This is a genomic window from Serratia sp. CY74737 (assembly GCF_052166775.1).
GTDB classification, from domain to species: Bacteria; Pseudomonadota; Gammaproteobacteria; order Enterobacterales; family Enterobacteriaceae; genus Serratia; species Serratia ureilytica.
In genome coordinates this window covers 422,519-434,366 of sequence record NZ_JBJNOF010000002.1, presented here as the reverse complement: position 1 = coordinate 434,366, position 11,848 = coordinate 422,519, and the positions used below count along the sequence as shown (strand labels likewise).

The 11,848-nt window shown below is 59.9% G+C and carries 13 protein-coding genes; 3 read left to right on the top strand and 10 right to left on the bottom strand.

The window, feature by feature from the left end:
* Positions 1-19 precede the first annotated feature (19 nt).
* A complete protein-coding gene (locus tag ACJ8PE_RS04065) occupies positions 20-901 on the top strand; it encodes a leucine-rich repeat domain-containing protein (RefSeq protein WP_197793526.1) in 882 nt (293 codons plus the stop codon).
* Between the two features lie 49 nt (positions 902-950).
* On the opposite strand, the gene lpxM is transcribed toward ACJ8PE_RS04065, so the two are convergent.
* The 3 genes from lpxM to znuA form a co-directional block, all read right to left on the bottom strand.
* Positions 951-1,919 (bottom strand): lauroyl-Kdo(2)-lipid IV(A) myristoyltransferase, encoded by a 969-nt coding sequence (gene lpxM, locus ACJ8PE_RS04060; RefSeq protein ID WP_042785718.1) that lies wholly within the window; start codon positions 1,917-1,919, stop codon positions 951-953.
* A 150-nt stretch (positions 1,920-2,069) separates the two neighbouring features.
* Positions 2,070-3,392, bottom strand: coding sequence for a murein DD-endopeptidase MepM (gene mepM / locus ACJ8PE_RS04055; RefSeq protein WP_033643350.1), 1,323 nt, complete (start codon positions 3,390-3,392; stop codon positions 2,070-2,072).
* A 20-nt stretch (positions 3,393-3,412) separates the two neighbouring features.
* The gene (gene znuA, locus ACJ8PE_RS04050; RefSeq protein ID WP_033644289.1) at positions 3,413-4,357 is read right to left on the bottom strand and encodes a zinc ABC transporter substrate-binding protein ZnuA; all 945 of its coding nucleotides are present in this window, start codon (positions 4,355-4,357) and stop codon (positions 3,413-3,415) included.
* 78 nt (positions 4,358-4,435) lie between these two features.
* Between znuA and znuC the strand changes: the two genes are divergently transcribed.
* Both znuC and znuB read left to right on the top strand, forming a co-directional pair.
* Complete coding sequence (gene znuC / locus ACJ8PE_RS04045; RefSeq protein ID WP_004932357.1) at positions 4,436-5,194, top strand: zinc ABC transporter ATP-binding protein ZnuC; 759 nt, start codon at positions 4,436-4,438, stop codon at positions 5,192-5,194.
* Entirely contained in the window at positions 5,191-5,976 is a 786-nt protein-coding gene (gene znuB / locus ACJ8PE_RS04040; RefSeq protein ID WP_033643351.1) for a zinc ABC transporter permease subunit ZnuB, read from the top strand. The genes znuC and znuB overlap by 4 nt, the downstream gene beginning before the upstream one ends.
* A 61-nt stretch (positions 5,977-6,037) precedes the next feature.
* Here the strand turns inward: znuB and ruvB are convergent, their stop codons facing one another.
* From ruvB to ACJ8PE_RS04005, 7 genes are all read right to left on the bottom strand, one after another.
* A complete protein-coding gene (gene ruvB / locus ACJ8PE_RS04035; RefSeq protein WP_033643352.1) occupies positions 6,038-7,042 on the bottom strand; it encodes a Holliday junction branch migration DNA helicase RuvB in 1,005 nt (334 codons plus the stop codon).
* Positions 7,043-7,061: 19 nt separating this feature from the next.
* Positions 7,062-7,673: a Holliday junction branch migration protein RuvA gene (gene ruvA / locus ACJ8PE_RS04030; protein WP_033643353.1), complete on the bottom strand. Its 612-nt coding sequence runs from the start codon at positions 7,671-7,673 to the stop codon at positions 7,062-7,064.
* Positions 7,674-7,785: 112 nt separating this feature from the next.
* Positions 7,786-8,307 carry a crossover junction endodeoxyribonuclease RuvC gene (gene ruvC / locus ACJ8PE_RS04025; protein WP_004932367.1) on the bottom strand — a complete coding sequence of 174 codons (522 nt, stop codon included), beginning with the start codon at positions 8,305-8,307 and terminating at the stop codon, positions 7,786-7,788.
* 57 nt (positions 8,308-8,364) lie between these two features.
* Positions 8,365-9,108, bottom strand: coding sequence for a YebC/PmpR family DNA-binding transcriptional regulator (locus tag ACJ8PE_RS04020; RefSeq protein ID WP_004932370.1), 744 nt, complete (start codon positions 9,106-9,108; stop codon positions 8,365-8,367).
* A gap of 19 nt (positions 9,109-9,127) precedes the next feature.
* The gene (nudB, locus tag ACJ8PE_RS04015; protein WP_004932373.1) at positions 9,128-9,574 is read right to left on the bottom strand and encodes a dihydroneopterin triphosphate diphosphatase; all 447 of its coding nucleotides are present in this window, start codon (positions 9,572-9,574) and stop codon (positions 9,128-9,130) included.
* Positions 9,574-11,358 (bottom strand): aspartate--tRNA ligase, encoded by a 1,785-nt coding sequence (aspS, locus tag ACJ8PE_RS04010; RefSeq protein WP_033643354.1) that lies wholly within the window; start codon positions 11,356-11,358, stop codon positions 9,574-9,576. Before aspS ends, nudB begins: the two co-directional genes overlap by 1 nt.
* A gap of 74 nt (positions 11,359-11,432) precedes the next feature.
* Positions 11,433-11,624 carry an FmdB family zinc ribbon protein gene (locus tag ACJ8PE_RS04005; protein WP_033632845.1) on the bottom strand — a complete coding sequence of 64 codons (192 nt, stop codon included), beginning with the start codon at positions 11,622-11,624 and terminating at the stop codon, positions 11,433-11,435.
* Positions 11,625-11,848 lie beyond the last annotated feature (224 nt).

The following is an 11,848-nucleotide window of genomic DNA, read 5'->3' as shown; positions in this document are numbered from 1 at the left end:
CATTACGACGGAGAACGCCATGCTCCACCAGCACAATTCCGCCTCGGCCTGTGATGAGCTCGAGCTCGATGGACGCGGCCTGACGCAGCTCGACGAATCGCTGTTTGCCGGCCACGCGCTGCGCAAGGTAAGCCTGTACGACAACCGGCTGACGGTCTTCCCTACTTCCCTATTCCGGCATCGCAACCTGCAGGTGCTGAATATCTCCTGCAATCAGCTCGAGCGTCTGCCGTCGGAGATAGGTCAGTTGCAACAGCTCGAGATGTTCGATTTTGGTCACAACCGCGCGAGCGAACTGCCTGAAACATTGGGACAACTGCACCGGCTGAAATACCTCTACCTGAGCGATAACGGCTTTAGCGATCTGCCGCGTGCGCTGGCGCAACTGCGGCAGTTGGTTTACCTCAACGCGACCGATAACCAACTGACCGCCTTGCCGCAGGCAATACCGAGTCTGGCGGCGTTGCAGGAGCTGCGTTTATACAACAATCGCATCCGCAGCCTGCCCGCCGAAATCGGGCAGCTGCGCGCGTTGCGCGAGTTGCATATCATGAAAAATGCCCTGACCACGCTGCCGGCGGAAATGGCTATGCTCGGCGAGCTTGAGATACTCGATGCAGCCAACAATGCCATCACCGAACTGCCGGCAGCCTTCTGCCGCCTGCCGCGATTGAGCGAGCTGAACCTGCGTTTTAATCAGCTGACGCGCCTGCCGGAAAATATCGGTGAGCTCACGGCGCTGAGAAGTCTGGATCTGCGCGCCAACCGCCTGAGCGATCTGCCGGAAAGCCTCGGTGAACTGAGCCGGCTGCGCAAGCTGGATCTGCGCTGGAATGATTTCACCCACATGCCCAACGTCATTGAGATCCTGCGGGCGCGCGGCTGTATGGTGCACATCTGAAGTGACGCCGGCCAGGGTGTGGCCCGACCGGCGTTAGCGGTAGATAGGATTAACGATACAGATCGTCGCGCGAGTAGGGTTCAATCTCCCCTTCCTTGCGCGTCTTCAACAGTTTGAGGATCCAGGTGTACTGCTCAGGGTTCGGGCCCACCAGATTCTCCACCTCTTCGTTCATGCGGCGGGCAATGCGCGGATCGTCCGCTTCGGCCAGATCGTCCATCGGCTCGCGAATATAAATATCCAGCATGCTGGTTTTGCCGTCGTACACCGGGAACAACGGCACGATCGCCGCACGACACACTTTCATCAACCGCCCGACCGCCGGCAACGTCGCCTTATAGGTGGCGAAGAAGTCGACAAACTCACTGTGCTCAGCGCCGTGATCCTGATCGGGCAGATAGTAACCCCAATATCCCTGGCGAACCGAACTGATAAACGGTTTGATGCCGTCATTGCGCGCGTGCATGCGGCCGCCGAATTTACGACGCACGGCATTCCACAGGTAGTCGATCAGCTGATTGCGCTGATTGTGGAACATCGCTGCCATCGGTTGACCGCGCGCGGCCATCAACATCGCCGGCACATCCACCGCCCAGCCATGTGGCACCAGGAAAATCACGTTGCGCCCTTCCGCACGGATCTTGTCCAACACCTCTTCACCGTGCCAACGCACGCGCTTGAGCACTTTTTCCGGTTTGGTGCAGGCCAGTTCCGCCATCAGCACCATCGACTGCGGCGCACAGGCGAACATCTGGTCGATAATGTGCTCACGCTCGCTTTCCGGCAGTTCCGGCAAGCAATACAGCAGGTTGATGCGGGCACGACGACGCGCCCCTTTCGCCAGCTTGCCGGCCAGTGTGCCGATCGCCCCCAGCACCGGATCGCGCAGGCGCGCAGGCACCAGAGAAACGCCGGCCATCAGGCCGGTTCCCAGCCACACGCCCCAGTAGCGCGGGTATAAAAAGGCTTTTTGAAACTGCGGGATGAACTCTACGTTCGATTTCTTCTCGTTTTGCATGCACATGCTCTTCGCTTAGCAATTCGGCTAATCATAATTGCCATCACCAATTTTGCAATTAACAACCGCGAACCGCCCAGATAAAACAGCATCGGCCCGCAATCAGGCCGATGAAATTAACGGCGCCGGAGCGCCGGAATAAGGGGGACGTTAATCCAGTTGCAGCTGAGGAACCACTTCCTTCACCTGCGCCAGATAATCGCTGCGGTCTTTGCCGCTCAGGCCTTCGGAACGCGGCAGCTTGGCCGTCAGCGGGTTCACCGCCTGTTGACCGGTCCACAGTTCAAAGTGCAGGTGCGGCCCGGTGGAACGGCCGGTGTTGCCGGAGAGCGCTATGCGATCGCCACGCTTCACCTTCTGGCCCGGTTTCACCAGCAGCTTTTTCAGGTGCATGTAGCGCGTGGTGTATTGGCGGCCGTGGCGGATCGCCACATAGTTGCCCGCTGCGCCGCTGCGCTTGGCGATCACCACCTCGCCGTCGCCGACCGCCAGCACCGGCGTGCCGACCGGCATGGCAAAATCGACGCCTTTGTGCGGCGCCACGCGGCCGGTCACCGGGTTCACCCGGCGCGGGTTGAAGTTGGAGGAGATGCGGAACTGTTTCATGGTTGGGAAACGCATGAAGCCGCGCGCCAGGCCAGAGCCCTGACGATCGTAGAACTTGCCGTCCTCGGCGCGGATCGCATAGTAATCTTTGCCGCCCGTGCGCAGACGCACGCCCAACAGTTGGCTTTGCGATTTCTTGCCGTCGAAATGTTCGCGCGACATCAGCACGGAGAACTGGTCGCCCTTGCGCAGTTTGCGGAAATCGAGCTGCCATTGCAGCGCCTTGATCACCGCATTGATTTCGTTACGGCTCAACCCGGCGTCGCCGGCGCTGCTGACGAAGCTGCCGTTAACGCGGCCGCTGATCACGTTGTTGCGCCATTCGCCCTGCTGCGCCTCTTTCGACTCTTTGAAGCTGTTGCCAACGCGATCATAGGTGCGGGTTTCGCGACGAGAAACTTCCCAGGTCAACTGCTGTAGATCGCCCGCTTCGTTCACGGTCCACGACAGCTGTTGGCCGATCTTCAGGTTGCGCAGATCGCGGTTTTGCGAAGCCAGCAGCGTGACATCCGACATATCGATGCCGTACTGCGTCAGAATGCTGCCGAGGGTATCGCCGGTGGAAACCACATATTCATGCACGCCATCATCGCCGGCATCCTTCTGGTCCAGTTCATCCTGCGGGATTTCGTCATCGGGGGTGGGTTGGTCGGCATCTATCGGTTCACTGGCTTCGGGGAGCAATGACCGCAACTGGCTGGATTCTAACTCGACGCTCTTGGCGATGGGATTGTGTTCTGGGTGGTAAACAAAAGGCCGCCAAACAGCGACGGCCAATGTGACGACTGTCAGCGACCCCAGCATGACGCGGTGGGGCCGTGGCAGGTTGTTATACGCCAGAGCGATAGTTCGGACTATCTGCTGCACTCGATATTATCCTCATAAGCTTACTTCAGGCAGCTCACGTACTGGCTTGACAGCTGTGTCAGGAATTTCCCGTAGCTGTCCTTCCCCAGCGCGATGCCGATGCCCAGCGGGTCCAGCGTTCCGGAACGCACAGTGGTACCCTTGGCGACGGCATTGATTACGGCCGGCCTGAATTGTGGCTCAGCAAAAACGCATACCGCTTTCTGCTCAACCAACTGTGTTCGAATTTGGTGTAGGCGCTGTGCTCCAGGCTGAATTTCGGGATTGACGGTAAAATGGCCCAGCGGACTCAAACCGTAGTGTTTCTCAAAGTAGCCGTAAGCATCATGAAAAACAAAATAACCCTTACCTTGCACAGGCGTAAGCATGTTACCAACATTTTTGTCAGTTTGCGTCAGCAGATTCTCGAACTGGCGCAGGTTTGCGTCTAATTTGTCCTTATTTTGCGGCATAAGTTCCAACAATCTGTCGTGAATCGCGATCGCGGTCACTTTTGCCACCTCCGGCGACAGCCAAACGTGCATATTGTACTCGCCGTGATGATGCCCATGATCGTCATCAGCATGGTTATGCGCCTCGCCTGCATGATCATGATCGTCGTCATCTTCGCCTTTCATCAGCAGCGGCTTCACCGCGGGCAGTTCGCTGATGGCGAGCTTGCGGGTTGCCGAGATAGGCACCAGTGCCTTGGTCAGGAACGCTTCCATGTCCGGTCCGACCCACAGCACCAGGTCGGCAGAACGCAAACGCTGAATATCGGAAGGCCGCAGCGCGAAGTCGTGCGGCGAAGCGCCATCCGGCAGCAGCACCTCGGTCGGCGTCACGCCGTCGGCGATAGCCGAAGCGATAAAGCCCAGCGGACGAATCGTCGTCACCACCGCCGCGGAAGCGCTGCTCAGCGGGCCGGCCATCACGAGTGCGCTGGCCAGCAGCGTGCGCTGCAGCCATTTATTTTTCTGTGCCATCATCAGTAATCCCATCGTTTTCATCAACAAGGCGTGATATTATAACATTCGCTTCGTTCTGCAACCTGTAATCTCGAGATGTCTACACTGATAACGCTAAAAAATATCTCCGTCGCCTTCGGCAGCCGCAAGGTGCTGTCGAATATTTCCCTCAGCCTGCAGCCCGGCCGTATTCTCACCCTGCTGGGCCCGAACGGCGCGGGTAAATCCACGCTGGTGCGCGTAGTGCTGGGATTGGTAAAACCCACCGCCGGCACGCTGGAGCGTGAGCCCGATCTGCGCATCGGCTACGTGCCGCAAAAGCTGCACCTCGACGCTACCCTGCCATTGACCGTCAGCCGCTTTATGCGCCTGAAGCCGGGCGTAAAGAAAGCCGACATTCTGCCGGCGCTCAAACGCGTGCACGCCGCCCACCTGCTCGACCAGCCCATGCAAAAGCTCTCCGGCGGCGAAAACCAGCGCGTGCTGCTGGCGCGAGCGCTGCTGAATAAACCGCAGCTGCTGGTGCTGGACGAACCCACGCAAGGGGTGGACGTCAATGGCCAACTGGCGCTGTACGATCTGATCGATCAACTGCGCAAGGAGCTGGGGTGCGCCGTGCTGATGGTCTCGCACGATCTGCATCTGGTGATGGCGAAAACCGACGAGGTGTTGTGCCTCAATCAGCACATCTGCTGCTCCGGCGCGCCGGAGGTGGTCTCGATGCATCCCGAATTCATCGCCATGTTCGGCAACCGCGGCGCAGAGCAGCTGGCGGTGTATCGCCACCATCACAACCACCGTCATGACCTGCAGGGAAGAATTGTCTTGAAGAAAACCGGGAGCCGCGAAGCATGATCGAATTGTTACTTCCCGGCTGGCTGGCCGGGGTGTTGTTGGCCGGCGCCGCCGGGCCGCTGGGCTCCTTTGTGGTCTGGCGCCGGATGTCCTACTTCGGCGATACCCTGGCGCACGCCTCGCTGCTCGGCGTCGCCTTCGGTCTGCTGCTGGACATCAATCCTTTCTATGCGGTGATCGCCATTACGCTGCTGCTGGCCCTGGCCCTGGTGTGGCTGGAGCGCCGCCCGCAGCTCTCGGTGGATACGCTGCTCGGCATTCTGGCCCACAGCGCGCTGTCGCTGGGGCTGGTGGTGGTGGCGTTGATGTCTAACGTGCGGGTCGATCTGATGGCCTATCTGTTCGGCGATCTGCTGTCGGTCACGCTGAGCGACATCGTGATGATCGCCGGCGGCGTCGCCGTGGTGCTGTTGGTGCTGTGGTGGCAGTGGCGCGATCTGCTGTCGATGACCATCAGCCCTGAGCTGGCGCACGTCGACGGCGTCAATCTGGCGCGGGCACGCACCGTGCTGATGCTGGTCACCGCCTTGACCATCGGTCTGGCGATGAAATTCGTCGGCGCGCTGATCATCACCTCGCTGCTGATCATCCCGGCGGCCACCGCTCGCCGCTTCGCGCGCACGCCGGAGCAGATGGCGGGCATCGCGGTGCTGCTCGGGATGGTGGCGGTTACCGGTGGCCTGACCTTCTCGGCGTTTTACGATACGCCTGCCGGCCCTTCGGTGGTGCTCTGCGCCGCCGTGCTGTTCACGCTGAGCCTGTTTAAAAAACAGCAGGCTTGATTAAAACCGGGATATGACAAGGGCCGCATCTGCGGCCCTTTCTTATTGGCGGATTAAAAACTTACGCTTCGCGTTCGAGGCCGAAATGCCGGTAGGCGTGCTGCGTCGCCAGACGGCCGCGCGGCGTGCGCTGGATAAAGCCCTGCTGGATCAGGAACGGTTCGATCACGTCTTCGATGGTCTCACGCTCCTCGCCGATCGCCGCCGCCAGGTTATCCAACCCGACCGGGCCACCGGTAAACTTGTCGATAATCGCCAACAGCAGTTTGCGATCCATATAGTCGAAGCCTTCGGCATCGACGTTAAGCATATCGAGCGCCTGCGCCGCCACCGCGCCGCTGATCACGCCGTTGGCGCGCACTTCGGCGAAGTCGCGCACCCGGCGCAACAGACGGTTGGCGATACGCGGCGTGCCGCGCGCGCGGCGGGCTACCTCATGGGCGCCCTCGTCGGACAGCTCCAGCCCCAGGCAGCCGGCGCTGCGTGAGACGATGTGCTGCAGATCGGCCACCTGATAAAACTCCAGCCGCTGGACAATGCCGAAGCGATCGCGCAGCGGTGAGGTCAGCGAACCGGCGCGGGTGGTTGCACCCACCAAGGTAAACGGCGGCAGATCGAGCTTAATCGAGCGCGCCGCCGGCCCTTCGCCGATCATGATATCCAGCTGATAGTCTTCCATCGCCGGATACAGCACCTCTTCCACCACCGGTGACAGACGGTGAATCTCATCGATGAACAACACGTCATGCGGTTCAAGGTTGGTCAGCATCGCCGCCAGATCGCCCGCCTTCTCCAGCACCGGGCCGGAGGTGGTACGCAAATTCACGCCCATTTCGTTGGCCACGATGTTGGCCAGGGTGGTTTTCCCCAGCCCCGGCGGACCGAAGATCAGCAGGTGGTCGAGCGCGTCGCCGCGCTGCTTGGCCGCCTGGATGAAAATCTCCATCTGCTCGCGCACGTGCGGCTGGCCAACATATTCGGTCAACAGCTTGGGACGAATGGCGCGATCGAGGACTTCTTCCTCGTTGAGCGGTTCGGCGGAGATCAGGCGATCGGCTTCAATCATTATCTACCTCTTAGCGGCCTTACAAAGCAGCGCGCAACGCGTCGCGGATCAGGGTCTCGCAGTCGGCACCCGGTTTGGCAATTTTGCTGACCATGCGGCTGGCTTCCTGCGGCTTATAGCCCAGCGCCACCAATGCCGAGACCGCTTCGGCCTCCGCATCCGCCTCAGGCGCTTTCTCAGCGGCGGACGGCAAGCTGATCTCGCTGCTGTTGAACAGATCGCCGTTGAGCCCTTTGAAGCGGTCTTTCATCTCTACCACCAGGCGTTCGGCGGTTTTCTTGCCCACGCCCGGCAGCTTGACCAGCGCGGTGATCTCTTCACGCTCCACCGCGCTGACGAACTGCTGCGCGGACATGCCCGACAGGATCGCGAGCGCCAGTTTCGGCCCGACGCCGTTGACCTTGATCAGCTCGCGGAACAGCGCGCGCTCTTGCTTATCGTTGAAACCATACAGCAGCTGCGCGTCTTCGCGCACCACGAAGTGGGTAAACACGATGGCCTCTTGCCCCAGTTCCGGCAGCTCGTAAAAGCAGGTCATCGGCATGTGCACTTCATAGCCCACGCCGTTCGCCTCCAATAACACCAGCGGCGGCTGCTTTTCCAGAATATTTCCTCTGAGACGACCTATCATTTACCCTCCTGCAGAATGACCGGGCATGGCGCCCTGCCATGCCGTTGCTGGTAAAGCTTATAACATAAAAAAGGCTGGATGAATATCCAGCCTGAGCAATCATCGCTTCGCGTCAGCGCAAACGCCCGCGCGCCAGGTTAAGCCGCCCTTCGCTCATCCGCAGCACGTTCTGGCTGAGGTGGCAGTGGGTGATGGCGATGGCCAGGGCGTCGGCGGCGTCCGCCTGCGGGTTGGCCGAGAGTTTGAGCAGCGAGCGCACCATGTGCTGCACCTGCGCCTTTTCGGCTGCGCCGGTGCCGACCACGGTTTGTTTGACCTGCCGCGCCGCATACTCGAACACTTCCAGATTCTGATTCACCGCCGCGACGATCGCGACGCCGCGCGCCTGGCCGAGCTTGAGCGCCGAATCCGGGTTCTTGGCCATAAACACCTGTTCGATGGCGAAGAAGTCTGGCTGAAACTGGGTGATGATCTCGCTGACGCCGGCGTAAATCAGCTTCAGCCGCGTCGGCATGTCGTCCACCACCGTGCGGATGCAGCCGCTGGCGATATAGCTCAACTGGCGCCCCTGCTGGCGGATAAGGCCATAGCCGGTGACGCGTGAGCCGGGATCGATACCGAGTATGATCGCCATATCTACATCCACCTTGCATGCACGGCGCCGCCTGATGGCGGCGCCCGTTTTACCGGATTACAGCGTCGCCGCCACTTCGTCGGAGATCTCACCGTTATGGTAAACTTCCTGCACGTCGTCGCAGTCTTCCAGCATATCGATCAGGCGCAGCAGCTTAGGCGCCGTTTCCGCGTCCATGTCGGCCTTGGTCGATGGGATCATCGACACTTCCGCCGCTTCGGCTTCGAAGCCCGCCGCGGTCAGCGCGTCTTTCACCGCGCCCAGGCTTTCCCAGGCGGTGAACACGTCGATGGCGCCATCGTCATAGGTCACGATGTCTTCCGCACCGGCTTCCAGCGCCGCTTCCATCACGCTGTCTTCATCCAGGCCCGGTGCGTAAGTGATTACGCCCTTCTTGGTGAACAGGTAGGCAACGGAACCGTCGGTACCCAGGTTGCCGCCGCATTTGGTGAAGGCGTGACGCACTTCCGCCACGGTGCGGTTACGGTTGTCACTCAGGCATTCGATCATGACGGCGGTGCCGCCAGGGCCGTAGCCTTCGTAGATGATGGTTTCCATGTTGGTATCATCATCGCCGCCCACGCCACGCGCGATCGCCCGGTTCATGGTGTCGCGCGTCATGTTGTTCGACAGCGCCTTGTCCATCGCCGCGCGCAGACGCGGGTTGGAATCCGGATCGCCGCCGCCCAGCTTCGCGGCAGTGACCAGCTCACGAATAATCTTGGTGAAAATTTTACCGCGCTTGGCGTCCTGCGCCGCTTTACGGTGCTTTGTGTTGGCCCACTTACTATGACCTGCCATAAAAAATCTCCGAAAAAAACTACTGGACTGAATTGATCACGAACTCTTCAATCGCCTGCTGATTGCTCCACGACTTGGTCAACTTCACGGCCTCGGCCGCCTCAAGCCATTGGTAAGCGTGATGCTCGGTAATCACCGGATCGCGCTCCTCAGGCAACGCCAGACAGAACCAGTGCTCTTTATTGCGCGTGGTTCCCGGCGCATAGCGATGTCGCAAATGGACAAAGAGTTCAAACTCCACGCAGCGTTGGCAATCGAACAACGGCAGGTGCTCTGCTTCGATATCGATGCCCACTTCTTCCATGACTTCACGCCGCGCGGCATGCGGCGGCGACTCATCCTGCTCCAGACTGCCGGTGACCGACTGCCAGAACTCGGTATCGTCGCGCCGCTGTAACATCAGCACCCGACCACTGGATTTCGCGTAAATCACTACCAGGATAGATTCAGGGCGCTTATAACTCATCACTCGCTCTCTTGTTCCGCACCGGCTTTCTTTACCACGCTGATCGCCAGCTCCTGCAGCGACGCCGGGTTGGCGAAGCTCGGGGCGTCGGTCATCAGACAGGCCGCCGCGGTGGTTTTCGGGAAGGCGATCACGTCGCGGATATTGTCGGTGCCGGTCAGCAGCATCACCAGACGGTCCAGGCCGAAGGCCAGGCCGGCGTGCGGCGGCGTGCCGTACTTCAGCGCGTCCAGCAGGAAGCCGAACTTCTCGCGCTGTTCGTGTTCGTCGATGCCCAGAATGCTGAATACCGTCTGCTGCATTTCGCTGCGGTGAATACGCACCGAACCGCCGCCCACTTCGTAACCGTTGATGACCATGTCATAAGCGTTGGCGATAGCGTTGACCGGCGCTGCGGCCAGCTCTTCCGGGCTCATGTCGCGCGGCGAGGTGAACGGGTGGTGCATCGCCGCCAGGCCGCCCTCTTCGTCTTCTTCGAACATCGGGAAGTCGACCACCCACAGCGGCGCCCAGCTGTCGAGTTGGGTCAGCCCCAGATCGCGCCCCAGCTTCAGGCGCAGCGCGCCCATCGCATCGGTGACAATCTTGAAGCTGTCTGCGCCGAAGAACAGGATGTCACCGGTCTGCGCGTCGGTACGCGCCAGGACAGCTTCCAGCACTTCCGCGCTGAGGAATTTGGCGATCGGGCTCTGCACGCCTTCCATGCCGGCGGCGCGGTCGTTGACCTTCAGCCAGGCCAGGCCTTTCGCGCCGTAGATGTTGACGAAAGCGCCGTACTCATCGATCTGCTTGCGGGTCAGCTGTGCGCCGCCCGGTACGCGGATCGCCGCCACGCGGCCTTTGGCGTCGTTGGCCGGGCCGGAGAACACTTTAAACTCGACGTCCTTGACCAGGTCGGCCACGTCCACCAGCTCCAGCGGGTTACGCAGGTCCGGCTTATCGGAACCAAAGCGACGCATCGCTTCGGCGAAGGTCATGACCGGGAAATCGCCCAGATCCACGCCCTTCACGTCCAACCACAGTTCACGCGCCAGTTTCTCCATCACTTCACGCACCTGGTCGGCGGTCATGAAGGAAGTTTCGACGTCGATCTGGGTAAATTCAGGCTGACGGTCCGCACGCAGGTCTTCGTCACGGAAGCATTTGACGATCTGGTAGTAACGATCGAAGCCGGACATCATCAGCAGCTGTTTAAACAGCTGCGGAGACTGCGGCAGCGCGTAGAATTTGCCCTTGTGCACACGGCTCGGCACCAGGTAATCGCGGGCGCCTTCCGGCGTCGCTTTGGTCAGCATCGGCGTTTCGATGTCAAGGAAGCCGTGGCTGTCCATGAAGCGGCGCACGAAGCTGGTGATTTTGGCGCGGGTCTTCAGACGCTCGGCCATTTCCGGGCGGCGCAGATCCAGGTAGCGGTATTTCAGGCGCGCTTCTTCGCTGTTGACCTGGTTGGAGTCCAGCGGCAGCGGCTCGGAGCGGTTGATGATCTCCAGCGCGTGGGCAAACACTTCCACTTCGCCGGTGGCCATATCTTTATTGATCTGGCTGTCCGGACGCGCACGCACGGTGCCGACGATCTGGATGCAGAACTCATTGCGCAGGTCGTAGGCCTTGTCGAACGCCACTTTCTCGTCCGGATCGAAGAACACCTGCACGATGCCTTCGCGGTCGCGCATATCAATAAAGATCAGGCCGCCGAGATCGCGACGACGATTGACCCAACCACACAGAGTGACTTCCTGGCCCACGTGGGACAGATTCAACTGCCCGCAATATTCAGTACGCATACGCTATCCTTTTACACAGCCGATGCCGCGCCGGGCTACTGCGCCCCTGTCGCGCGGCTGTTATCTGATAAATTCTACTTGTTACCCGGTTTAAAATCCGTCGCATACCAGCCGGTGCCCTTAAGCTGGAAACCGGAAGATGAAATCAACTTGGTCAACGCGGGCTGCCCACACGCCGGGCAGTCTGCCAGCGGCGCATCGGAAAATTTTTGCAATTTCTCTAACCGATGGTTGCAAGCACCACATGCATATTCATAAATCGGCATAGGTTGTTGGATTAAAGAGTGTTGAAAAAAGGGAGTCATTATAAAGGAAATTCATCCGCCCGATAAGTGCGAACACAGCATTGTTACTGCACTAAATGGCGCGTTTTTGTTCGAATCAACACATCGGTTAACAAATTTCCCATTAACCTGCGACAGTTTTTTCACGTAGCCTGATTCTCCCCCGGTTTTGCGCCGAACGCAGCTCGTCCGACGCGCCGAACAGT